The sequence below is a fragment of the Streptococcus sciuri genome (assembly GCF_024814375.1).
GTDB classification, from domain to species: domain Bacteria; phylum Bacillota; class Bacilli; order Lactobacillales; family Streptococcaceae; genus Streptococcus; species Streptococcus sciuri.
Genome location: NZ_JANUXX010000010.1, coordinates 1 through 24835, shown reverse-complemented (window position 1 = coordinate 24835; position 24835 = coordinate 1). Strand labels below are relative to the sequence as shown.

The window sequence follows — 24835 nt, the reverse complement described above, 5'->3', positions numbered from 1 at the left end:
TGATAAAACGAAGGAAAGGTGGTAGCTAAAAGTGGGGAGAATGATTCCAGGGCGTATTCGTAATCAGGGAATTGCTCTTTATGACGATGGTCTAATTGCATCTGTTTCCAAACAAAACGAGATAATTGTCGCTAATATTCAAAATGAAAAATTACAATATACTTTAGATGGAGATGTTGCTGATTGCACGTGTGCGCTCTTTAGAAATAAGGGTTATTGTGAGCATTTAGCAGCTTTAGAGTATTATCTCAAGAACTCTCCAAATGGGAAAGTGCTTGTTGATAGCTTAACATCTCCTAAAGAAGCAGTAAAACTCCCCAAGGAATCCTCTTTTAGTACCCTTTTTTTAGATAGTTTATTAGGTAGTAATGATGATACGATGCGCTACCGTCTCTGTGCACATGGTGAAATAAATACTAATAGCCATGAGGTATGGTGGACGCTAAAGCTAAATCGTTTATTCGAAAGTAAAAGTTATGTTATTAGAGATATTCGAGCTTTCTTGATGACGGTGCAAAAAGAAGGTTTTTATCAAATTGGAAAGCACTATTTTGAGTCATTATCTTATGAGCGGTTTGATGAGAATAGTCAAAAATTGCTTTACTTTTTAAGCAAATTGCTTCCTGATTCTGATCAGTTTGGGGCAGAAAATTTTCTGCGTTGCAATGGGCGCTACCTCTTTTTTACTAGTGGCTTTTTCGCTGAAGGTGTCGAATATTTACAAGCTCTTTATGATTTTAGTTTTGATGCAGATAATAAAACTTATTCAAAGATTATCACCAAGATGTTAGAAAGTCAGGATAATCTTTTTACTTTTACAGTACTCGTTGAACGTCATAGTGTTACTCTAACAATCGCTGAACAGGATTTTTATGATTTATGCAACAGTCGTATCTTGCGTCGTACGAATACTTTTTATCTTTTAAACCCAAAGCAATTTAAAATTCTTCAAGCTATTCGTAGCTTACCGCTAGATACATATGATAAACGTCATCTTTTCTTTACACACGATGACCAGCCATCTGTAGCTATGAGTTTGATTGATTTTCAGCTCTTAGGTATGGTTAATGCACCTAAAAATTATCAAATTAGGGATTTTACGACGCATTTTTACTTTGACATGTCAGATGATGACCGCATTGTTTTGAAACTTGTTTTTGATTATGGTGACAGTCTGTTAGTAGATAATCAAAAGGACTTGCTTGATTTGCCTTTTACTAGTCATTATCGCCATCAAGAGCGACTTTTTAGCTTTTTAGCAAATAAGGGATTTGGTAAAGGTTTTCAAACGAGTGTCATTTTAAAAAATGCAGAAGCTCTTTACACTTTTTTTGTGGAATGGATACCAGAGTTTGAAAAGCGCGGTGTGGTGCATTTATCTAAAAGTCTAGAACGTCGTCGTTCTCTGGAGCAACCGCAGATTTACCTTGATTTTCAGGGTGGTTTTTTAGATGTTTCGTTTGATTTTTCTAGCCTTGACGAGAAAGATATTAATCAAGCCCTTGATGCTCTTTTTGACAATCAGCCTTATTTTGTCAGTGGCGATGGGAAATTACTGGTCTTTGATGAGGGGACACAAAAAGTTAGTCAAACTTTGCAGAAACTGCAAACTGCAACATTTTCTGATGGTCATTTAAAGGCACATCAAGCGGAAGCTTACAAGCTTTCTCAGCTATTTTTTTATGAAAGTGGAGCAATATTTTCTGAAAAATTCGAACAATTAGTTCATGACTTGAGATATCCAGAGGAGTATCGCCTACTAGATGTGAACATACAAGCAACATTGAGAGATTATCAACGCTTAGGTGTTCAATGGCTATCGATGCTTGCTGACTATGGCTTTGGTGGGATTTTAGCAGATGATATGGGTCTTGGTAAGACTTTGCAGATGATAACGTTTTTGACATCACGTTTGACAAAAGATTCGCATGTTGTTATTTTGGCGCCCTCTAGCTTAATTTTTAATTGGCAAGATGAATTTAAGAAGTTTGCTCCACAGATAGATGTTGCGGTTTCTTATGGTTTAAAGCCCATAAGAAACAGTATCATTGCTGAAAATCATCAAGTTATCATCTCAAGCTACGCTACTTTTCGTCAGGATTTTGAGATCTATCATTCTCAAAACTATACCTATGACTATTTGATTTTAGACGAAGCTCAGGTGATGAAAAATGCTCAGACGAAAACATCAAAACGTTTGCATCAATTTAAAGTAAAACACTGTTTTGCCTTGTCAGGAACGCCGATTGAGAATAAGTTATTAGAAATATGGTCCATTTTCTCGGTTGTTATGCCAGGTCTATTGCCAAATAAGCGAGAATTTCTCAAGTTGACCTCTGAGCAGGTGTCGCATTATATTAAACCCTTCATCTTACGTCGTAGAAAAGAAGATGTCCTTCCGGAATTGCCAGATCTCCTTGAGATAACTTATACGAACGAGCTAGCAGATGAACAAAAAGTGATGTATTTGGCACAATTACGTCGTATGCAACAAAGTATCTCTGGGACCAGCGATGCTAGTATTAGTCGTCAAAGGATTGAGATTTTATCAGGGATTACACGTTTACGTCAAATTTGCGATTCACCTAGCCTTTTTATGGACAATTATGGCGGAGAAAGTGGTAAGGTGGATAGCTTGAGGTTGTTACTCACTCAGTTGAAAGAAAATAGACATCGTGTCCTTATCTTCTCGCAATTTAAAGGGATGTTAGATATTGCTGAAAAGGAACTGCAAGATCTGGAAATGGCGAGCTACAAATTGACAGGTTCAACACCGTCTAATGATCGTCAAGAAATGACTAAAGCTTTTAACAAAGGATCTAAAGACGCTTTTCTCATTTCTTTAAGGGCAGGGGGAGTTGGACTTAACCTTACAGGGGCAGATACTGTCATTTTGATTGATTTATGGTGGAATCCAGCGGTTGAGATGCAAGCTATTAGTCGTGCACACCGTCTTGGCCAAAAAGATACAGTTGAAGTCTATCGCTTAATCACACGTGGTACCATAGAAGAAAAAATCCTCAAACTTCAAAAGACAAAGGAACATTTGGTAACAACCGTCCTAGATGGCAGTGAAAGCAGAAGTGCTTTATCAGCTGAAGAAATTCGAGAAATATTAGGTATCGATGAGACTCTTTTCCAAAATGGCGATTAAACTTTGAAAAATGATAGATTTTAGTTTATAATAGGAACGTTACCACCTAAGGGTGATAGGTAGTTACAAAAACGGTAGTAAAAAATCGTTGTAGCTGCTCTGTTTAGAGGAAATTGTGTTAGAGAGGGTGACGCTATGCATCAAGACAGAAAATCTTTTCCGCTTGTAGCGGATGGTGAGCCAGTCAGTACAGAAGAGGCTATCATGTCTTTGTATGATAATGAAGATTTGATTAGCAATATTCATGGGGTTTATCATGAAAAATCTTATGATGATATTGTATCAAATCACAGAGTTGTGCGACCTAATCAAAGACAGGTTCAGCGCCATCAAAAAGATATTGCCAGTGGTAAGTCTTATGCTAGGCAGGCTAGACAGCAAGCTAAGGAAGATGTCAAAAAGAAGCGTCAGACCTATTTGACTAAAGATGTCACTAAAACAACGGGCTTTGAGTTGTCTAAAAAAGTTGTTTCTGCACCTATCAGAAATAAACGTCAAGGTGATTATGCCAAATATTCTGGCAGATTATCACAGGCTGATTATATTTTAGCGGAATTGCCAAAGGTCTATAAAGAACCTAAGAATAAATTAAATCTGAAATCACAAAAAAACAATTATGATTTCTTGAAAACAAGTCAAATCTACAACCCCAAAAATAAACAAACATTTCATGAGCCGGCTCAAGAGTTAAATTTAGCTCGCTTTGAAGGTTAGTTTATTTGTTATCTTAAAGAGGAAGAAAAATGTCAAAAGTCTATCATTTTATCGGAATAAAAGGCTCAGGAATGAGTGCGCTTGCTTTAATGCTTCATCAAATGGGGTATAAAGTCCAAGGAAGCGATGTTGACAAGTATTATTTCACACAACGCAGTTTAGAGCAAGCAGACATTACCATTTTACCGTTTTCTGAGACTAATATTACAGAAAATGTGGAATTAATCGCTGGGAATGCTTTTCGCAAAGATAACAATGTAGAGATTGCTTATGCAATCAAAAATAACCTCCCCTTTAAACGTTACCACGAGTTTTTAGGGCATTTTATGGAGCAGTTTACAAGTTTAGGTGTGGCAGGTGCTCACGGTAAAACCTCTACAACTGGGCTTTTATCACATGTTTTAAAGAATATTACAGACACGTCATATCTCATTGGTGATGGAACAGGGCGTGGCTCTAAGGAAGCTAAGTACTTTGTCTTTGAGTCTGATGAGTATGAGCGTCATTTCATCCCTTACCATCCAGAATACTCCATCATTACCAACATTGACTTTGACCATCCAGACTATTTCACAAGCATTGATGATGTCTTTAGTGCCTTTAATGACTATGCCAAGCAGGTGAAAAAAGGTTTGTTCCTCTATGGCGACGACGTTTACTTGCGTAAGATTGAGTGTGATACTCCCATTTATTATTATGGTTTTAATGATAATGATGATTTTACCGCTTTTGATATTACACGTACAACAAGTGGTTCTGATTTCAAGGTAAGGCATAATGGAACTATTTTAGGAAGTTTCCATGTACCAGCTTTTGGACGTCATAATATTTTGAATGCAACATCTGTTATTGCAAACTTGTATGTGATGGGGATTGATATGGAGTTGGTAGCAGAACATTTGAAAACTTTCTCTGGAGTTAAACGTCGCTTTACCGAAAAGGTAGTGAATGGTACGATTATTATTGATGACTTTGCACATCATCCGACTGAGATTATTGCGACGTTGGATGCTGCACGCCAAAAATACCCCTCTCGTGAAATAGTAGCCATTTTTCAACCGCATACATTTACACGTACCATTGCTCTTTTAGATGAGTTTGCAGAAGCTCTCAATCAAGCTGATAGTGTCTATTTAGCGCAAATTTATGGTTCAGCCCGTGAGGTAGACCATGGAGATGTTAAGGTAGAAGACTTGGCTACTAAAATTATTAAACCTGCCCAAGTGATTGCAGTGGAAAATGTGTCACCACTACTTAATCATGATGGTGCGGTTTATGTCTTTATGGGAGCTGGGGATATTCAACTCTACGAACATTCTTTTGAAGAATTACTCTCAGGCATAACTAAAAATAGACAATAATCTCCTAAAAGTTAAGGTTGGTGAGAAAGACTGAGCTTTGCAATGCTCAGTCTTGTTTGTAGGAGAATGATATGATGATTAGAAATGTAAGATTAGAAGATTTTGAGATAATCTGTCAGATAGAGCAGTCAAATTTTTCAATCTTTGAGGCAGCTAGTCCTCAAGCAATGAGGGAGCGAATAGAGTTGTTAGATGATACTTTTTTAGTTGCTGAGGTGGAGGGAAATGTTGTAGGCTACATAGTTGCTACTGCTGTTTTAGATAAGTACTTGAATGATGATATTTTCAAAAAGGTTATTAAAAATCCTATACAAGGCAGTTTTATTGCGGTGATGAGTCTATCAGTTTCAAAATCTTATAAAAAGCAAGGTTTTGGAACGGCGCTATTGGCAGCTTTAAAAGATGTAGCTATTTCAAGACAAGCCATGGGAATTACCTTGACCTGTCACGAGGAGTTGATTACCTATTATGAGATGAATGGTTTTTGCAATGAGGGAGAATCGCTCTCATCACATGGCCAATCTACTTGGTACAATATGCTTTGGTATTGCTGAGAAACTAGCTATTGTTGTAAGGCTTGATTTTACTAGCCTTTTAAGGTATAATAACTTGATTACTATTAGGAGGACGGTGCTTTGGCGGATAATCAAGACGACAAGCAGAGAGCTAATCAGGAGTTTGTTAGCTTTAAAGAGCGTATCCTAGCAGAGCTAGAAGAAGCCGTGCGTATTAGACAGAAGCGTGAGGAGGAATCTTACCAAGATCAACTAATACAGCAAGAAGCTAGCTTATTAGCACAACAATTGGAAAAGAAAAATTCTCAGTCTAATGTTATCAATACTACAGCATCATTGGAAAGAGAGTTCGTCCATTCTCAAGAGACAGAAAAACAAACCCTGTCAGAGACGCAGGAAACTGTTTCTGAAAAAAACATTGAGAATAACGCTTCTGACCACGTGACCTTTACTACTGTTGCAAATAAGGAAGATGAGAAGAACTCACCTCTTGAAAATGCTTCCTTTCTTGATGTGACAGCAGGACGTACAGAAGTACACCAGGTTTTGGATAACTTGGAGAGAGTTTTTACCCCAGAGATAGAAAATGAATCTGGGGGTTCTTCTTTTGTTATGAAAGAAGAACCGTTGCCTAGTGCGTTAGAGACAAAACAAGCAGTCACAGATGATTTTACTTCTGAGGCAGCAGTAGCGGAGTCAGATGTGAAAGAGTTGGTGGAGAGTGTGGGAAAGCGTAGAACGAAAAAGTCAGTACAAAGAAAGCGCCAGAGATGGGATTATCTCGCTAAAAAGTTAGCTTTGTATATTATTTCCTTCACCTTGATTATTCTATTGGCATTCGGTGGATTTGGAGTTTATTACGTTTCAAGTAGTTTAAAACCTGTCAATAGTAAATCAACAGATTATGTGCAGGTTGAGATTCCAACGGGCTCTGGAACTAAGATGATTGGACAAATTTTGGAGAAAAAAGGTCTCATTCGGAATGCTACGATTTTTAACTATTATTCTAAATTTAAGAATTATAGCAATTATCAGAGTGGCTACTTTAATTTACAAAAGAGCATGTCATTAGATGAAATTGCAAAAGCCCTTCAAAAAGAAGGGACAACTAGTCCAACGCGTCCTGTTCTTGGCAAAATTTTAATCAAAGAAGGTGACACGATTGAGCAGATTGCAAAAGCTATAGAAGTGAATGCCAATAGTAAAAAATCAAGCAAGACACCCTATAGTGCAAGTGATTTTTTGAAATTAATGAAAAATGAATCTTTTATCAAAGAAATGGTTGAGAAATATCCTAAGTTGCTAGCTAATTTGCCATCAAAAGAGGAAGCTATTTATCAGCTTGAGGGCTATCTCTTCCCTGCGACTTATGACTATTATAAAGCAACAAATCTTAAAGAATTAGTTGATAGTATGCTTCAGACGATGGATACGGCACTTTCTGATTACTATACAACTATTTCAGATAAAGGGATGACAGTAAATCAGGTTCTGACTCTAGCTTCTCTTGTCGAAAAAGAAGGAAAGACAGATGAGGATAGAAGAATGATTGCTAGCGTCTTTTATAATCGTCTAAACGCTGGACAAGCACTTCAAAGTAATATCGCTATTTTATATGCAATGGGAAAACTTGGTGAGACCACTACACTTTCTGAAGATGCTAATATTGACACAAGCATAGACTCGCCGTATAATGATTACACTCATACAGGTCTCATGCCTGGACCTGTAGATAGCGCAGGCTTGTCAGCTATCAAAGCAGTTCTTAATCCTGAAAGCACCGATTATTATTATTTTGTAGCAGATGTCAAGACTGGTAAAGTCTATTATGCAAATGACTATGAAACCCATCAGAAAAATGTTGAAAAATATGTCAACAGTCAAATTTCAAATTAGAAAAGAGAGTAAGTAATAATGGCAGAAAAAACATATCCTATGACGCAGGCTGAAAAAGAACAGCTTGAAAAAGAATTAGAAGAATTAAAATTAGTTCGTCGTCCAGAGGTTGTTGAACGTATCAAGATTGCACGTTCTTATGGAGACCTTTCTGAAAATAGTGAATACGATGCAGCTAAGGATGAACAAGCCTTTGTTGAAGGGCAAATTTCAACGCTTGAAACGAAAATTCGTTATGCAGAAATCGTTGATAGCGATGCAGTTGCTAAAGATGAAGTGGCTATCGGAAAAACAGTTGTTGTCCAAGAAGTAGGAACAACTGATAAAGATACTTATGTTATCGTTGGTGCGACTGGTGCTGATATTTTTACAGGCAAGATTTCAAATGAAAGTCCGATTGCTCAAGCACTCATTGGTAAAAAGATAGGTGAAAGAGCTGTAATTGAGTCACCAGCTGGCGATTATACTGTCGAAATTATCAGTGTTGAAAAAACAAACTAGATGATGAATGTTACATTAAAAGCTCTCAAGTTTAACTTGAGAGCTTTTAATTTAGCTTTTACGTTTCTTTTGTTTCCCAATATTACGTTTTTTCTGAGCTGGTTGTAAAATAGCACTCTTTGCTGCTGTATTTTTAGTTTTCTGCGTGACATCTTTACGGTATTTTGGTGTGATGGCACGAGGAGGATTTTTCTTGTATTCTTCCTCAACACGTTTACGTAAACGTGGTTTAATAATATAAGTTGCAATTAACTGCTGGATGATACTAAAGATACCACCGACAAACCAGTAAAGTGCAACACTAGCAGGAAGGCTAATAGACATAAAGAGCATTACAAGTGGCATGGTGTAAGTCATGGTTTTCATTTGACTACGTTGTGCCTCAGGAGCAGTCTGCAAGGATAGCCAAGATTGAACATAATAAAGAGCAGCAATGATAAGCACTAAGATGATACTTTGCTTACCAAGTGACATTCCGAGGAAAGTTGCCTCTGAGACCCCTTCAGTGTAGCGAGTTGCCACAAATATTGCAGAAAAGAAGGGCATTTGAATGATGAGAGGAAGACATCCCACTCCTCCCAATATGCTAACACCAGCTTCACGCTGAGCTTGCATGAGTTCAGTCTGTGCTGCCATTTTCTCTTCCTGAGTTGAAGCATTACGGATGCGTTCATTGATTGGTTCAAAAACAGGTTTGAGATAATTCATTTTTTCTGCTTGATAGCTTGCCTTATAGGACTGGTAGAGACCTAGTGGTAAAATAATCAAGCGAACAATGATGGTTACAAGAATGATAGCAATCCCAAATCCTAATCCTTGATTTTTGGCAAAGAAAGTGATGAGATTTGCCATAGGAACACCAAGAATATTCCAAATCGTTCCAGTTGGATGACCGTTTTTGACACTGACACATCCAGAGAGCAACACTAATAGAGATAGAGCTAATCCTGAAAAGAGAAAACGCTTCTTATTTTTTTTCAATGATACAATCCTTTTTCTAAATTTAGTTTTACCTTACTATTTTACTTTTTTTTGAGATAGAATACAATAGTTCTTAGGATGGATTTTTGTACTCGTAGTTGGCATTTATCATGATTTATATAGAGGGATTGCACAGCTTTAGACTTTAATTGGCGATTTTAAAATCGTGATAATTTGAAAAGTTTGCCATTTTGACGTCGACATAAGTGACTTTTGCCCATTTAGAGGGTCCTTGTCTGATACCTTTTATAAAAGAAGCCATTTTGCTATTATCATGTGATTGAGCGAGAATTTCAACGGTACCGTCGTCATTATTCCAGACACGACCATAGATGTCACCAATGTCAAGTGCTAGAGCGTATGTGGCGTAACGAAATCCGACTCCTTGAACACGTCCAGATACAATTATGCGTACTTTTTTCATATTCTCCTCCTTTATTACCGATGTTACGTGATTTGTGTTATAATCTTCCTATGACTATTATAACCTCAAAGACAAATAATCTCATCAAAAAGACGAAAAAATTACTCCAAAAAAAGTATCGTAAAACATCTTATCTCATTGAGGGCTGGCATTTACTTGAAGAAGCTCGAGCAAATAAGGCTGGAATATTACGTGTCTTTGTGACGGAGGATTTCTTAGAGCGTGTAAAAGAGGAAAGGCATATCAGTGTAGTTTCCTACGATGTATTAAAAGAACTAACAGAATCACAAACGCCACAGGGTGTAGTGGCTGAGATAGCTCTAGATAAACAAGACTGGTCTATTGGAGCTAAGAAGCGTTTCTTAATTTTAGAGGATGTGCAAGATCCTGGTAATGTTGGTACTATGATTAGAACAGCTGATGCAGCTGGTTTTGATGCAGTTATTGTCTCTGATAAGTCAGCAGACATTTATAGCCAAAAAACGCTACGTTCCATGCAAGGTAGTCACTTTCATTTGCCTATTTACCGTTTAGCTATGTCAGATATATTAGATGATTTGAAGGCAAATCATATTCCTCTTTTGGTTAGTACCTTGTCAAAAGATTCTATAGATTATCGCCAGCTAAAACCTCTTTCTTCTTTTGCACTTGTCATGGGAAATGAGGGAAAAGGTATCTCAGATGAAATGGCAAAGCGTGCAGATTATCTAGTACATATCGATATGCTTGGACAAGCAGAAAGTCTCAATGTTGCAGTCGCTGCCGGCATTCTGATTTTCAGCCTTATTTAAGTCAAGGTGGTATAATAGCATTTAGAGGTGATTGCGATGAAATCTTATAAAACAGATAAAGAATATATGTCTCTTGTTGGTTCACTTATTGACCATCCTCGCTTTCAAAAGTTAGATGGCATTGTCCAACATCACCACTCTACTCGATTAGAGCATTCGATACATGTTAGCTACACCAGTTATAAGATTGCTAAACGCCTCGGCTGGGATGCTAGTAGCACGGCACGTGGGGGACTGTTGCATGACTTTTTCTATTATGATTGGCGCACGACAAAATTTAATAAAGGGCATGCTTGGGTTCATCCCCGTATTGCGGTGCGTAATGCGCAAAAAATTACTACGCTCAATAAACGTGAAGAGGATATTATTTTGAAACACATGTGGGGTGCTACCATTGCACCGCCACGCTACAAAGAAGGTTATATTGTTACTATGGTTGATAAATACTGGGCAGTTCGTGAAGCATCTCGCCCTTTGAAAAAATGGCTTCAAAAACCAATTGCGTACAGCAAGAAAATTTTAGGCAGTTATTATCGTTAAAGGATAGGTTTTACTTAGTTTTTAAAGAGATAATAGACGTTTAAGATATATTTATGTTAGAATAGAACTATTACAAGTTGAGAGGATATTGATATGAATGATAATGTAATTTATACACAGAGTGATTCTGGACTCAATCATTTTTTTGCTAAGATTTATGGTCTTGTTGGTATGGGGATTGGTCTATCTGCTTTTGTGTCTTATTTGATGCTCTATGTTTTTACAGATAATTTGATTGCTAGCTATTCTAATCCTATGATTTACTACGGAGCGATTATATTAGAACTTATTTTAGTATTTACTGCAAGTAGTGCTGCACGTAAAAATACACCAGCAGCTTTGCCTTTGTTTTTACTTTATTCAGCTTTAAATGGTTTTACACTTAGCTTTATCATTGCTACTTATGCACAAGCTGTTGTTTTACAGGCGTTCTTATCTGCTATGGTCTTGTTTTTTGTCATGGCGCTTATCGGTGTTTTTGTCAAACGTGATTTATCAGGTATTGCCAAGGCCGCTATGGCTATGCTTATTGGTGTGATTATCGCAAGTGTGTTGAATTTATTTTTTGCAAACGGCATGATGAGCTACATTATTAGTCTTTTATCTGTGATTATCTTTTCAGGTTTGATTGCTTATGATAACCAACTCATCAAGCGTGTCTATCAATCAACAGGTGGTCACACAACAGATGGTTGGGCGATTTCTATGGCGTTAAATCTCTATCTGGACTTTATCAATCTTTTCTTGAGCCTGATTCGTGTGTTTAGTAGCAATGATTAAAAAAACTGAGTTCTCTCGGTTTTTTTGTTTTTTATCTTGTCAGAATTTTCTACAAAATTATCATTTTTATGTTATAATATGACTAGCACACTAAAGGAGCAGAATGTATGAAGATACCATTTGTTACGAGAGAACAAGTTGATTTTATGACTAAGCAGTTTCCAACCCCATTTCACCTCTATGATGAGAAAGGTATTAGAGAGACGGCTCGTGCTGTAAATGCTGCTTTTTCATGGAATGAGGGTTTTAAAGAATATTTTGCAGTTAAAGCAACACCGAATCCCACAATTTTGAAAATTTTGAAGGAAGAAGGTTGTGGGGTTGATTGTGCGACAGATGTAGAACTATTGATGAGTCATAAGGTGGGTTTTAGTGCTTCTGAGATTAGCTTTACTTCAAATGACACTAGACCAGAAGAATTTGCTTATGCTCGTGAGATTGGAGCGACTATTAATCTTGATGCTTATGAGGATATTGCCTTTTTAGAAGAAACGTGTGGCTTACCAGATAAATTGTCACTTCGTTTCAATCCTGGGGGTGTTTTTGCGCTAGGAACAGACATTATGGATCATCCAGAAGAGTCCAAGTTTGGTATGACCAAAGAACAGCTTTTTAAAGGATACAGAGAGTTAAAGCAAAAAGGTGTTCAATCTTTTGGACTGCATGCTTTCTTGGCTTCAAATACAGTAACGAACGCTTATTATCCAACGCTTGCAGCTCAGTTATTTGAACTTGCTGTTGAATTAAAAGAGCAGCTTGACATTTCGTTAGATTTTATCAACCTATCAGGAGGTATTGGTGTGGACTATACCCCTGACAATCAGCAAAATGACATTACAGTTATCGGACAAGGTGTTCGTGAGAATTTCGATAAAATTTTAGTACCGAATGGTCTTGGTCATATCAGCATTTATACCGAACTTGGACGTTATATGCTTGCTCCACATGGTCATCTCATTACAAAGGTTTTACATCGTAAAGAAACCTATCGTACCTATATTGGTGTTGATTCTTGTGCAGTTAACCTCTTACGTCCTGCGATGTACGATGCTTATCACCATATCACAAATCTCTCTAATCCAAATGGTGAGCTTGAAACGATCGATGTTGTCGGCTCTCTGTGTGAAAATAACGACAAATTTGCTAAAAATCGTGCCTTACCCAAGATAAAAATTGGAGATATACTTGTTATTCACGATACAGGAGCGCATGGTTTCTCCATGGGTTACAATTACAATGGGCGTTTGCGTTCTGCTGAAATTTTATTGCAGGAAGATGGCACTGCTAGGTTGATTAGACGTGCTGAGACAGCGCAAGATTATTTTAGTACATTATATGGTTTTGATTTTGATAAATAGGATGAGGAAGCACTTGTTTTCTTGTCTCTCTTGCTTTATTTTGGTATAATAAACTAAGAGAATTTGTAGAGGAGAATGTTAGAATGACTACTGCACTTTGGATTTTATTGGTTATCATTGCGCTTTTTGTCGGATCTGTTGGTGGGATTTTTATTGCTCGCCGTCAGTTTACCAAAGAAATCAGTGAATATCCTCGTTTGACACCAGATGCCATTCGTGAGATGATGAGCCAAATGGGACAAAAGCCAAGCGAAGCTAAAATTCAACAAACCTATCGTAATATTATCAGACAGTCAAAAGCCGCTGCTAATAAAAGAAAAAAATAGAAAGTCAACGAGATTGTCCAAAAGAGTGAGTCAGTATCCACTAAGCAGAAATTTGGGTCAGACTTAGCTTAGATGGTGGAAGAGTTTGGGGCATATGTCTCAAACTCTTTTTTAACAAGATAGGTAAAGAAGGAGAGGATATGGATAATCGTCCAATCGGTTTTTTGGACTCTGGTGTTGGTGGCTTGACAGTTATCAAAGAGATGTTTAAGCAATTGCCAGAAGAAGAGATTATTTTTATCGGAGATCAAGCGCGTGCTCCTTATGGTTCAAGACCAGCTGAGCAAATTCGTGACTATACTTGGCAGATGGTCAACTTTTTATTAACACAAAATGTCAAGATGATTGTCATCGCCTGCAATACTGCAACTGCTGTTGCTTGGAAAGAAATCAAAGAACAACTCACGATACCTGTTTTAGGTGTCGTTCTTCCTGGGGCAAGTGCAGCTATTAAATCTACGCAATTAGGAAAAATTGGTGTGATTGGTACTCCTATGACAGTTAAATCTGATATTTATCGTGAGAAAATTCAGCGTTTAGCTCCTGATATGCAGGTTGAGAGCCTGTCCTGTCCTAAGTTTGCGCCTATTGTTGAGTCCAATCAAATGACTTCAAGTGTTGCTAAAAAAGTAGTCTATGAGACTTTGTCACCCTTGGTCGGTAAAGTGGATACATTGATTCTTGGCTGTACGCATTATCCTTTATTAAAACCTATTATTCAAAATGTGATGGGACGTTCAGTTAAGCTCATTGATAGTGGAGCAGAGACAGTACATGACGTATCAGTCTTGCTCAATTATTTTGAGATTAATCGTAACCGTAAAGAGAAACAAGTTGAACATTATTTTTATACAACAGCCAGTCCCAAAGGCTTTAAAGAAATTGCTGAGCAATGGATGAGAAGAAAAATTACTGTGGAGCATATAGATTTATGACAGAAAATATAGTTGAATACAAAGATGATAAAGATTGGTATGTCGGAAAAATTGGAATGGATAGTTTTAACTTTTCCTCCTCTAATGAGATTGATTCTATCTTGACGTCTTTAGAGACGCTTTTGATGGATGAGAACAACAAGGGGAAAATCGCTCTTGGCATTATCAGGTATAGCTCGCCTTTTCGTTTGATTCGTTTTTATTTGAATCTTATCAATACACTTGAAAATCGCTCTTTAAGTGCTGTGTCACATAAAGGTTCTGTCCTTGTCCTTGAAGGGGAAAAAGTGTTATTTGTTCATATTCCGACAGATGGAGTAGGCTTATCGCATTTTTTAGATAGCAATGCAGTTGATTTCGGTGATACAATTTTGATTGCAACTCGCAATGAAGGAAAAACCAAAGAATTTCGTCAGTTATTTGCTAAGCTAGGTATATCCGTTCAAAATCTCAATGATTATCCAGATTTGCCAGAAGTTGAGGAAACAGGTATGACTTTTGAGGAAAATGCTCGTCTTAAGGCGGAGACTATTTCACAGTTAACGGATAAGATGGTACTAGCAGATGATTCAGGGCTTAAAGTGGACGCCTTAGGTGGACTACCAGGAGTGTGGTCAGCTCGATTTTCAGGGCCAGAAGCTAATGATGTTAAAAATAATGCTAAACTTCTGCACGAGTTAGCTATGGTTTTTGAGTTAAAAGATAGGAAAGCTCAATTTCATACGACTTTAGTCGTTGCTGCTCCTGGTAAAGATAGTCTAGTCGTTGAGGCAAACTGGGAAGGTTATATTGGCTTTGAACCAAGAGGAGAAAATGGCTTTGGTTATGACCCACTCTTTCTGGTAGGGAACACTGGGAAAACAGCAGCTGAGTTATCTGCTGAAGAAAAAAATAGCCAATCTCATAGAGGAAAAGCTGTTCAAAAACTGATGGAGGTATTTCCACAATGGCAACACAATTTGTAGTAATGAGTGACTCACACGGTGATTATGAGATTGTCAAGGATATCAAAGAAAGATACCAAGGTAAGGTAGATGCTATTTTCCACAATGGAGATTCTGAGCTTAAGAGCTCTGATCCTATTTGGAATGGGATTTATGTGGTGCGTGGCAATTGTGACTATGATGATGGTTATTCTGAAAGTAACGTTGTCAAGATAGATGATGTAACGATTGCTCAGACGCATGGACATCTTTATCAGATTAACTTTATGTGGGATAGGTTGGATTTATTTGCTCAGGAAGCACGTGCAGATATTTGTCTTTATGGTCATCTTCATAGAGCGAGTGCTTGGTCTATGAAAGGAACTGTTTTTATCAATCCAGGTAGTGTCCTTCAGCCACGAGGTGAGGTCGCAGAAAAACTTTATGCCCTAGTCACAGTGACTGCGGAGACGATAAAAGTAGATTTTTACACTCGTAACCATGAACTTTATCCACGACTATCACAGGAGTTTACACGATGATTGCAAAACCATTTGAAGATTTTTTACTAAAACACTTAGAGAATTATTTGATTCCTGCGAATGAGTTAGCCATTTTTATCGATACACACAACGCTGATCATGTTATGCTCGTTCTGAGTGCTAATGGCTTGTCACGTGTTCCAGTCATCACTAAGGACAAGGTGTATGTAGGAACGATTAGTATTGCAGATATGCTTAGTTATAAGGCAAAGCACTATTTGTCAGATTGGGAAGTGACAGGTAGTGACATTGCCCCTATGGTAAATACCAAAATTGAACCTTTGCATGAAAATGCTAGTTTAACTGAGATTATGCATAAGTTAGTCGACTATCCTTTCTTACCTGTTGTTGATGACGACTTTATTTTTCAAGGCATCATTACACGCAAATCGATTCTAAAAGCTGTTAATAGCTTACTTCATGATTTTACAAATGAATATGACATCCTCCCAAAAGAACATGACTAATCTGATAAACGATTTTTTATCCCAAAAGAACTTATCAGAAAGTTCACAAAAAAACTATCGCTATGACATCAACCAGTTTTTACAGGAAGTGAATAATCAGCTAACGCTTGATAAGTTGCGACTTTACGAGCAAAAGCTTCAAACAAAGTCGTTGGCGGTTAAAAAGCGTAAACAGTCCACGCTTAATCAATTTTTGTGGTTTTTGTATCAAGAAAGTGTCATTGGTTATGCCTATAAGTTTCACATCTCCTCCCCTATGAACTCACATCAGCCAGTCAAGCAGCCAAACTTAATCGATAAATCTCTGTTGTATACTAATTATGCTGATATAGATGGTCAGCTGATAGCTCTTTTAATAGTAGAGTTGGGGCTTACACCTATTGAAATTGCTTACCTTAAAAATGAGATGATTGACCTAGAGTTTGGTGTTATACGTCTTGAGAAAAAGAACTGTCTGCGCATTGTAACCTTGCCTAAACAATTGGTGGCACCGCTCAAAAAAAAGGTAATGAAAAAGGGCTATCTTTTTTCTCATAACGGTAAACCCTATTCGAGACAATGGTACTTTAATAAATTGACAACTTATCTAGAAGGGATTGGTCTAGCAAATGAAACCGCTCAATCACTTCGCACACAGTATATTCTGAATGAAAAAGCATCTGGAAAAACAGCTCAGCAAATTGCACAGCAGCTAGGTCTCAAAAGTGCAGTGACACTGGAGAAATATTTTAATGGATATTAAGTTAAAAGATTTTGAAGGTCCTCTGGATCTTCTTCTTCATCTTGTTTCAAAGTATGAAGTAGATATTTATGATGTTCCCATTGTAGAAATTATCGAGCAATATCTTGCTTACATTGCGACACTTAAGGCGATGCGACTGGAAATTGCGAGCGAATACATGGTCATGGCCAGTCAACTGATGGTGATTAAGAGTCAAAAGTTACTTCCGACAATGGTTGTTTCGCTTCCTGATGAAGAGGATTTGGAGCAGGAATTGCTTAGTCAGATTGAGGAGTATCGTCAGTTCAAAGAACTGAGCGAAGAACTTGCTAAACAGCATAATAAGCGAGCTCAATTTTATTCAAAACCAAAGCAAGAGCTTATTTTTGAAGAGACGACTTTAGCACATGATAAAACAATCATGGACTTGTTTTTGACGTTTTCAAAAATTATGACAAATCACCAAGAGACACTTTTGCAACAACATACAGTTGTTGAGAGAGATGACTATCGCATTGAAGACATGATGGAATACCTACTTGAGCGTATGGAAAGTCATAAAAAACTTTGTTTACAAGAGGTTTTTGAAGAATGTCATCAAAAAAATGAAATGCTCACTCTCTTTTTAGCCACTCTTGAGTTGATAAAGTTGCAAAGAGTAGATGTCCGACAACTCGAACACTTTGGTAAAATTTACCTATCGCTTTCTAAAGAAAATAAAACAGAAAAAGGACAAGGAAGATGAATTATTTAGCACGACTGGAGGCGCTTCTTTTCGTGGCAGGTGAGGATGGACTTAGTTTTCGTCAATTGGTAGAGTTACTAGACTTATCACCGACTGCGCTCACACAGCAGTTGGAGAAATTAGCAAATCGTTACGAAAAGGATGAGGATTCCAGTCTTTGTTTGCTAGAAACATCACAAACTTACAAATTGGTAACAAAAGACAGTCTATCCGATTTATTGCGTGTTTTTTCGACATCACCGATTAACCAAAGCCTGTCGCGAGCTAGTCTTGAGGTTCTTTCGATCATCGCTTATAAGCAGCCTATTACGCGCATCGAAATTGATGATATTCGTGGAGTCAACTCAAGTGGAGCTATCAGCAAACTTCAAGCTTTTGGATTGATTAAGGAAATAGGGAAAAAAGAGGTGGTTGGACGTCCAAAGATTTACGCAACGACAGATTATTTTTTAGATTATATGGGAATTAATCATCTTGATGAACTGATGGATGTGTCTAATATCCAGTTGGTTGACCAAGAGTTAACCTTATTTAACCTTGAAGAAAACGAAAGGAAAGAAGAATGAGAATAAACAAGTACATCGCACATGCTGGTGTTGCAAGTCGAAGAAAAGCAGAAGAATTGATTAAAAATGGACATGTCACTATAAATGGTAAAGTTGTTGATAACCTTGCTACACAGGTGACTTCAAGTGATCGTGTTGAGATTGATGCAAACCCTATCTACAATGAAGAAAAAGTCTATTATCTGCTTAATAAACCTCGTGGAGTCATCTCAAGTGTCTCTGACGATAAAGGGCGCAAGACAGTTGTTGACTTACTTTCTGGAGTCAAGGAGCGTATCTATCCAGTTGGGCGTCTAGATTGGGATACTTCAGGTCTTCTCATTTTGACTAACGATGGTGATTTTACAGATAAAATGATTCACCCACGTAATGAGATTGATAAAATTTACTTAGCGCGTGTCAAAGGGATAGCAACAAAAGACAATTTACGTCCCTTGACGCGTGGTATTTTGATTGATGGGAAAAAAACGAAACCTGCCCACTATCATATCGTCAGGGTGGATAAGGAAAAAAATCGTTCTGTAGTTGAGTTGACAATTCATGAAGGGCGTAATCATCAAGCCAAAAAAATGTTTGAAGAGGTTGGTCTCTTAGTGGATAAACTTTCACGAATTCAGTTCGGCACACTGGATTTGACAGGATTGCGACCAGGTGAGTTCCGTAAGCTAAGAAAAAAAGAAGTCAGTCAGCTACATAATGTAGCCGTTAATCGTAAATGATATCAGCATTCTTCATTTGGATTGTCAGATGCTACCAGCGCTACCTTTCACCAATTTTTCCAGCGACTTGTCGTTACCACCCTACTTGCTCATCATATATGATAGAAGCACTGCAAAAGCATGGTCTAAAAGGAGTTGTGATGGGAATAGCAAGACTCTTACGTTGTCATCCTTTCGTTAAGGGGGGAGAAGATCCTGTGCCAGACCACTTTACACTAAGAAGATCACCTAAAAAATAGCGGTGTCAGAGACACACGCTATTTTTTAGAGTTTAGACCATGTTCTAGGTAACAATAGAAGGATGATAGGATAGATTTCGAGACGTCCTGCAATCATAGCAAAAGCTAATAAAAGTTTTGAGAAGGGGCTAAAAATAGCAAAGGTATCCGTCGTTCCTAGCATGGGACCGATATTATTAAAGCAAGACGCTACAGCACTAACTACCACCATAAAGTTGTTAGTGTCAAGGCTTAAAAAAAGGGTTAAGACTAAGAAAATAATCCCATAGATTGTCAAGTACTTAAGAACACCTCGCTGGGTTTCTCTATCAATGACACTGTCGTTGATGTGAAGAGACAGGACACGGTTGGGATAGAGGTTTGAGAGAATATGATTTCGTGAGATTTTTGCTGAAATCAATACACGCATGACCTTGAGACCTCCAGCTGTTGATCCTGCTGATCCTCCGATAAACATCAATAGTAACAAAATGCACTGTGAGAATAAAGGCCAATGAGACAAATCAGTAATTCCAAATCCAGTTGTTGTAATGATGGTTGAAACTTCAAAGAAGACTTTCTCTAAACCATCTGTGAAGTTATCATACATACCAAGGACATTGAGTGCAATGAGTGCTGTCGCTACAAAGACAATACCAAGGTACGTTCTTAGTTCTTCATCTTTGAAGAAAGATTTGAATTTGCCAAGCAAAAGGAGATAGTAGAGGTTAAAGTTGACACCGAATACCAACATACCGATGGAGACAGTATTGGTGATAAGCGGACTGTTGTAGTGAATCATACTGTCGTTATAAACAGCAAAACCTCCTGTTCCAGCTGTACCCATGGCTGTCACAAAACTATCAAAAATGGGCATTCCCTCAATAATGAGGATAATTGTAAAAATAGCAAACATAACAAGATAGAGAATGTAGAGGATTTGTGCGGTTTCTTTTAGTTTAGAAACGACCTTACCAAAAACAGGTCCAGGAACCTCCGCACGCATCATTTCAAGATAATTACTTTTACTATTTTCCATAATAGCAAGAGCAAATACCAATACTCCCATTCCCCCAATGAGATGGGTAAAGCTACGCCAAAATAGCAGTGAATGTGATAGCACGCTGACATCAGGTAAAATCGTAGCTCCAGTTGTTGTAAAGCCTGAGCTAACCTCGAAAAAAGCGTCAATCATATCTGGAATCTGCTTTGAAAAGACAAAAGGCAAAGCTCCAAAGAATGACCATAAAATCCAGCAAAGCGCAACAATCAGTATTCCCTCACGGGTGTAGATGTGATGGTCACGTGGTTTTAAACAATTTCCAATCGTTCCCAGTACGACCAAGATAGCTATAGTTGCCAAAATACTTAGCAATATTTTGGCAGACTCGTGGTAGATGAGTGCTACGAAAAGGGGGACAATCAATAAAGTTGCCTCAATAAAGAGTAACTTTGAGAGAAGATAACGTACCATATGTTGATTCATACTCTACCTCGCAATCAAATCACTAAGTTGTGTGATGTTTTGCTTGAGTGTAATCACAACGATTTTATCATTACACTGTAGTCTATCCTCGCCTGTTGGATAAATGGCTTTTCCCTGTCGAATGATGGCTGCAATTAAAATATCGGACTTGAGTTTGAGGCTAGAGAGCGGTTTATCCACAATTTTTGTTGCCTCTGTAATCTCAAACTCTAGTGCTTCGATACGTCCATTTGCCACGTGATGGAGTGACTCTAAGTTAGAGTCTTTGGCATTGTAGCGTCCACGGATAAAATGCATAATACTATCTACAGCAATATTTTTTGGGGTGATAATCGTTGAAAACTCTTTACGATCGATGATTTCCAGTAAGCTGGTACGGTTAATTTTGGTGATATTTTTACTAACACCAAGTGATTCTAAGTACATCGAAGTGATAATATTTTCCTCATCTACCCCTGTCATTGTTGCTACAGCATCGTAGTATGTAACATTTTCTTCCATGAGAATAGGTTTTGCTGTACCGTCTCCTAGAACGACATTGACATTTGGAAATTCTTGACTAAAGAGTTCGGCACGCTGACGATTAATCTCTATAAGCTTTACTTTGATGTGTGTATTTTTAAGGAGTTTGAGCAGATAATAAGCAATTCTGCCAGCTCCAATCAACATCATGCTGTTTACCATTTTTGATTTGAGGGAGTTGTGGAAAAGAACCATTTCAATCCGATTTCCCGTAACAAAAATGGTATCTCCTTCTTGGATAGTAGCCTCACCATTTGGAATGAGAAGATGATCATTACGCTCAATAGCACAGATGACGATTTTACCAAAGCGTTTTCGAAATTGGCTCATAGATAAGTCAGATAATTTGCTGTTTTTAGAAATTTTAAATTCCATTAGCATGACACGACCATTGGCAAAGTGCTCTACAGATAAGGCATTTGGAAAGTCTACAATATTGGCAATTGCACGTGCAGATAGTAGTTCAGGATTGACAATCATAGAGTAGTCTAGAAAATTTCTCTCCTTGAAGTAGGCATTTGAATACTCTGGATTACGCACGCGTACAATAGTTTCTTTAGCTCCCATTTTCTTAGCCAGTACAGCTGAAATCATATTGAGCTCATCTTTATCGGTGAGGGCAATGAAAATATCACAGTTTTTAACCTCAGCTTGCTCTAAAATCTTAAAGTTTGCACCATTGCCAACAATGCCCATAATATCATAGCGTTTGCTGACACGTTTGAGGACAATTTCTTTTTCCTCAATGAGAATAACATCATGTTTTTCGCCGACAAGTGAGCGACAAAGTGCTGTACCCACTTTACCGCCACCGACAACAATAATCTTCATATTAACCTCCGAACTATCTTTTTATCATACTCTTTTTTTGAAAAAAAGTAACTATAAATGGCCAAAAAGATATAAAATACATAGAATTGTCTATGTTTTGTAATAAATAACAATTTTTTAATAAAAGAAGAGAACCTTCATTGAAAAAATATTTCTCAAAAAATGAAAAAGGCTATTGACAGATAAATCATAAATGTTATAATGGTGAAGATGATAGTTCGTTGTTTTAAATCAAACCTGTTATGATTTAAGATAATGAGTAAGTACAACCACATTGTTTGCTGAGCTAGACTCCGAGCAATGTGGTTTTTATTATATATTAAAGTGAGGAAGTCAGCATGAATATCGAATCACTCAGCCAACATAATCACCGTAGTGATAGTAGTTACAACCATATCGTTTTATTCAAACCGCAGATTCCTGCAAATACTGGGAATATCGCTCGTACTTGTGCTGCTACAAACAGTCCTCTCCATATCATTCGTCCTATGGGATTTCCTATTGACGATAAAAAAATGAAACGAGCTGGGCTTGACTATTGGGATAAACTTGATGTTACTTTTTACGATAGTCTGGAGGAGTTTTTGGAGGTTTGCAAAGGTAAGCTTCACCTGATTAGCAAGTTTGCGAGTCGTGTCTATTCGCAGGAAGATTATAACGATAGGTGTACACATTACTTCTTGTTTGGACGTGAAGATAAAGGGTTACCAGAAGCTTTCATGCGTCAACATGCTAACAAAGCTTTGCGTATCCCTATGAATGATCAGCACGTCAGAAGTCTCAATCTTTCAAATACGGTCTGTATGATTGTTTATGAGGCACTTCGACAGCAATCTTTTCCAAATTTGGAATTGAGTCATATTTATGAAAAAGATAAGCTAAAATAAAAGCTCACATAATCAGTGGTTTTCGGCTTAAAAAAAGCTTAAAATTCCTTGAAAAACTTTTAGAATCATGTTAATATGAGAGCATAGAGAAATAGGAACGAGGTTATTGTGGGATGCATTATTCACGTGTGGAAAGATTACATCAACATAGAGTTGTTCGGAAACAGCGTTTTGGTATTCGTAAGGTATCTGCTTTAGGTGCCGTATCTGCTTTGTTGGGGACAGCTGTTTTCTTTTCTGCTGGTGTTCGGGCGGATGAAGTAACAGATAATCAGTCTACTGCAGTAGGTACAGAAACGATAGTAGCTAATATTGATCAGCAAGAAGATTCTAAAGATACTACACCATCTGCTGAAAGCGATACTCAAGTCACTACAGCATCTAGTTCAGTCGTTAATCAGACATCAGAAGCGGACGTTGTATCAAATACGAGTGAGGTAGCTAGTGTAACAGCGTCTAACGAAAATGAGGGTGACACCGTAGCGAGCCAAGAGAATGTCAAAACTTCTGAGACAGAAACAAACACAGTAGTAGAAACTACTCAAGAGGCAACTAGCTCCTCCCAGACTGCTGTAGCGGAAAAAACAGTTCCAGAAACCACAGCAGTTGAAGATACAGCTTCTATGGGTAGCGAGGCAACTGACAACCCAGCGGTAGGTGTCATCAATTACGATAAGAATAAAACGACGTTTGATGTTGCTGTTGTGGGAACAGATAGTAGTAAGGCTATCAAGGGTGCCCATATCGCTGTATGGTCAGCAGACAAAGGTCAAGACGATCTCAAATGGTATGCACCAGTAGCAAAGGACAATCAAATTCGTCAAACGATAAATATTTTAGACCACGCTGGTAATACTGATGATTACTTTGTTCATGTCTATACTGACTATGTAGACGGCACAACTTATGGTGTCAACTTGGGAAGCTATCATTTTGATGTACCAAGGGATAAAACTTTGGGGAATTCAGCTTCACAAGGGAAGTATAATGTCATTAACAGAGTTGTCTATTTGGACGCTGGGCATGGTGGCTCTGACCCAGGAGCAAGTTATTTTGGACAATCCGAAAAAAACTTGACGTTATCTGTTCAAAATCTTGTCAAGAAAAAACTAGAAGCGGCGGGTTATAATGTTATTACGAGTCGTAATATTGATGCTACCGTTGAACTATTAGACCGCTCAAATCGTGCTAATAATAGCCAAGCAGATATTTTTGTGAGTTTACACTTTAATGCTGGCTCTCAAGGTGCGAACGGTGTTGAGACTTATTATTACCAATATGATAGCCAGTATCCTTCTAAAATTAACCAAATTTATCATAACAATGCAGAGCGTCTCAAACGCAGTAGTGAGTTGGCACAAGCTATTCAATCAAATGTTGTTGCTCAAACAGGTAGTAAGAATAATGGTGTCAAACGTGAAACTTTTGCTGTCGTACGTGAGACAACAGCCCCTGCTGTTTTGGTAGAGTTAGGCTTTATTTCTAATCAAGCAGAATTTAATAAAATTAATACTGCTGCTTATCAGGAAAAATTAGCTGAGGGTGTTACGAAGGGAATTTTAGCTTACTATGATAAATATCGTCCGTCAACCTCTCTTACTAAACCTACTCCGACACCTACAGAAAAACCAGAAATCAAAGTTGAGAACTATAGCAAAGATAAACCTACCTTTGATGTTGTCGTAAGAGGTAGCGAAAAAACGAAACAGATTAAAGATGCGCATATCGCCGTATGGTCAGCAGACAAGGGTCAAGACGATCTCAAATGGTACGCTCCAGTAGTTAAGAACAACCAAGTTCATCAAACGATAAATATTTTAGACCACGCTGGTAATACTGATGACTACATTGTTCATGTCTACACAGACTACACCGATGGCACGACCAGTGCAGTGAATCTAGGTTCTTACCATATTGATATTCCAGAACCAG

At 37.8% G+C, this 24835-nt stretch carries 26 protein-coding genes; 22 read left to right on the top strand and 4 right to left on the bottom strand.

The genetic code is table 11. From position 1 onward, the window contains the following. The first annotated feature begins 31 nt into the window (after positions 1-31). The 6 genes from NXS10_RS07780 (at position 32) to greA (ending at position 8141) form a co-directional block, all read left to right on the top strand. Entirely contained in the window at positions 32-3154 is a 3123-nt protein-coding gene (locus NXS10_RS07780; protein ID WP_259139263.1) for a pilus expression-regulating Snf2 family helicase, read from the top strand. Between the two features lie 135 nt (positions 3155-3289). Beyond that, positions 3290-3868: a divisome accessory protein ZapJ gene (gene zapJ, locus NXS10_RS07775; RefSeq protein ID WP_259139262.1), complete on the top strand. Its 579-nt coding sequence runs from the start codon at positions 3290-3292 to the stop codon at positions 3866-3868. A 29-nt stretch (positions 3869-3897) separates the two neighbouring features. After that, positions 3898-5229 (top strand): UDP-N-acetylmuramate--L-alanine ligase, encoded by a 1332-nt coding sequence (murC, locus tag NXS10_RS07770; RefSeq protein WP_259139260.1) that lies wholly within the window; start codon positions 3898-3900, stop codon positions 5227-5229. A gap of 71 nt (positions 5230-5300) precedes the next feature. Next, positions 5301-5783, top strand: coding sequence for a GNAT family N-acetyltransferase (locus NXS10_RS07765; RefSeq protein WP_259139259.1), 483 nt, complete (start codon positions 5301-5303; stop codon positions 5781-5783). Between the two features lie 81 nt (positions 5784-5864). Beyond that, positions 5865-7640: an endolytic transglycosylase MltG gene (mltG, locus tag NXS10_RS07760; protein ID WP_259139257.1), complete on the top strand. Its 1776-nt coding sequence runs from the start codon at positions 5865-5867 to the stop codon at positions 7638-7640. Positions 7641-7658: 18 nt separating this feature from the next. Then, positions 7659-8141, top strand: coding sequence for a transcription elongation factor GreA (gene greA / locus NXS10_RS07755; RefSeq protein WP_259139256.1), 483 nt, complete (start codon positions 7659-7661; stop codon positions 8139-8141). 51 nt (positions 8142-8192) lie between these two features. On the opposite strand, the gene yidC is transcribed toward greA, so the two are convergent. Both yidC and NXS10_RS07745 read right to left on the bottom strand, forming a co-directional pair. Then, positions 8193-9122, bottom strand: a complete 930-nt coding sequence (gene yidC, locus NXS10_RS07750) for a membrane protein insertase YidC (RefSeq protein WP_259139255.1) — start codon at positions 9120-9122, stop codon at positions 8193-8195. 145 nt (positions 9123-9267) lie between these two features. Continuing rightward, the gene (locus tag NXS10_RS07745) at positions 9268-9546 is read right to left on the bottom strand and encodes an acylphosphatase (RefSeq protein ID WP_259139254.1); all 279 of its coding nucleotides are present in this window, start codon (positions 9544-9546) and stop codon (positions 9268-9270) included. A gap of 50 nt (positions 9547-9596) precedes the next feature. Here NXS10_RS07745 and NXS10_RS07740 point away from each other — a divergent pair, with 50 nt between their 5' ends. The 14 genes from NXS10_RS07740 to yidD all read left to right on the top strand — a co-directional run bounded on the left by NXS10_RS07740 (position 9597) and on the right by yidD (position 19198). Next, the gene (locus tag NXS10_RS07740; protein WP_259139252.1) at positions 9597-10337 is read left to right on the top strand and encodes a TrmH family RNA methyltransferase; all 741 of its coding nucleotides are present in this window, start codon (positions 9597-9599) and stop codon (positions 10335-10337) included. 36 nt (positions 10338-10373) lie between these two features. After that, a complete protein-coding gene (locus NXS10_RS07735; RefSeq protein WP_259139250.1) occupies positions 10374-10877 on the top strand; it encodes an HD domain-containing protein in 504 nt (167 codons plus the stop codon). Between the two features lie 93 nt (positions 10878-10970). Then, positions 10971-11657, top strand: coding sequence for a Bax inhibitor-1/YccA family protein (locus tag NXS10_RS07730; RefSeq protein WP_259139248.1), 687 nt, complete (start codon positions 10971-10973; stop codon positions 11655-11657). Positions 11658-11764: 107 nt separating this feature from the next. Then, complete coding sequence (locus NXS10_RS07725) at positions 11765-13015, top strand: diaminopimelate decarboxylase (protein ID WP_259139247.1); 1251 nt, start codon at positions 11765-11767, stop codon at positions 13013-13015. Between the two features lie 83 nt (positions 13016-13098). Then, positions 13099-13341 (top strand): YneF family protein, encoded by a 243-nt coding sequence (locus NXS10_RS07720; protein WP_259139246.1) that lies wholly within the window; start codon positions 13099-13101, stop codon positions 13339-13341. Positions 13342-13481: 140 nt separating this feature from the next. After that, on the top strand, positions 13482-14276 hold the full coding sequence (gene racE / locus NXS10_RS07715) for a glutamate racemase (protein ID WP_259139245.1): 795 nt from the start codon (positions 13482-13484) through the stop codon (positions 14274-14276). Further along, positions 14273-15241, top strand: coding sequence for a nucleoside-triphosphate diphosphatase (locus NXS10_RS07710; protein ID WP_259139244.1), 969 nt, complete (start codon positions 14273-14275; stop codon positions 15239-15241). Before racE ends, NXS10_RS07710 begins: the two co-directional genes overlap by 4 nt. After that, on the top strand, positions 15223-15741 hold the full coding sequence (locus tag NXS10_RS07705; protein ID WP_306345025.1) for a metallophosphoesterase: 519 nt from the start codon (positions 15223-15225) through the stop codon (positions 15739-15741). The genes NXS10_RS07710 and NXS10_RS07705 overlap by 19 nt, the downstream gene beginning before the upstream one ends. Beyond that, positions 15738-16208, top strand: a complete 471-nt coding sequence (cbpB, locus tag NXS10_RS07700) for a cyclic-di-AMP-binding protein CbpB (RefSeq protein ID WP_259139243.1) — start codon at positions 15738-15740, stop codon at positions 16206-16208. Before NXS10_RS07705 ends, cbpB begins: the two co-directional genes overlap by 4 nt. Beyond that, entirely contained in the window at positions 16201-16950 is a 750-nt protein-coding gene (gene xerD, locus NXS10_RS07695; RefSeq protein ID WP_259139242.1) for a site-specific tyrosine recombinase XerD, read from the top strand. The genes cbpB and xerD overlap by 8 nt, the downstream gene beginning before the upstream one ends. Further along, positions 16940-17674: a segregation/condensation protein A gene (locus NXS10_RS07690; RefSeq protein WP_259139241.1), complete on the top strand. Its 735-nt coding sequence runs from the start codon at positions 16940-16942 to the stop codon at positions 17672-17674. The genes xerD and NXS10_RS07690 overlap by 11 nt, the downstream gene beginning before the upstream one ends. Further along, a complete protein-coding gene (scpB, locus tag NXS10_RS07685; protein ID WP_259139240.1) occupies positions 17671-18240 on the top strand; it encodes an SMC-Scp complex subunit ScpB in 570 nt (189 codons plus the stop codon). The genes NXS10_RS07690 and scpB overlap by 4 nt, the downstream gene beginning before the upstream one ends. Next, the gene (locus NXS10_RS07680; protein WP_259139239.1) at positions 18237-18959 is read left to right on the top strand and encodes a pseudouridine synthase; all 723 of its coding nucleotides are present in this window, start codon (positions 18237-18239) and stop codon (positions 18957-18959) included. Before scpB ends, NXS10_RS07680 begins: the two co-directional genes overlap by 4 nt. Further along, the gene (gene yidD / locus NXS10_RS07675; RefSeq protein ID WP_259139238.1) at positions 18956-19198 is read left to right on the top strand and encodes a membrane protein insertion efficiency factor YidD; all 243 of its coding nucleotides are present in this window, start codon (positions 18956-18958) and stop codon (positions 19196-19198) included. Before NXS10_RS07680 ends, yidD begins: the two co-directional genes overlap by 4 nt. 25 nt (positions 19199-19223) lie before the next feature. Here yidD and NXS10_RS07670 read toward each other — a convergent pair whose 3' ends face one another. Continuing rightward, positions 19224-20663: a TrkH family potassium uptake protein gene (locus NXS10_RS07670; RefSeq protein WP_259139237.1), complete on the bottom strand. Its 1440-nt coding sequence runs from the start codon at positions 20661-20663 to the stop codon at positions 19224-19226. A gap of 3 nt (positions 20664-20666) precedes the next feature. Then, a complete protein-coding gene (gene trkA / locus NXS10_RS07665; protein WP_259139236.1) occupies positions 20667-22016 on the bottom strand; it encodes a Trk system potassium transporter TrkA in 1350 nt (449 codons plus the stop codon). Positions 22017-22354: 338 nt separating this feature from the next. On the opposite strand from trkA, the gene NXS10_RS07660 reads away from it, so the two are divergent. Then, positions 22355-22903, top strand: a complete 549-nt coding sequence (locus NXS10_RS07660) for a tRNA (cytidine(34)-2'-O)-methyltransferase (protein WP_259139235.1) — start codon at positions 22355-22357, stop codon at positions 22901-22903. A gap of 113 nt (positions 22904-23016) precedes the next feature. Continuing rightward, a partial coding sequence (locus NXS10_RS07655; protein ID WP_259139234.1) for an N-acetylmuramoyl-L-alanine amidase occupies positions 23017-24835 on the top strand: 1819 nt, incomplete at its 3' end.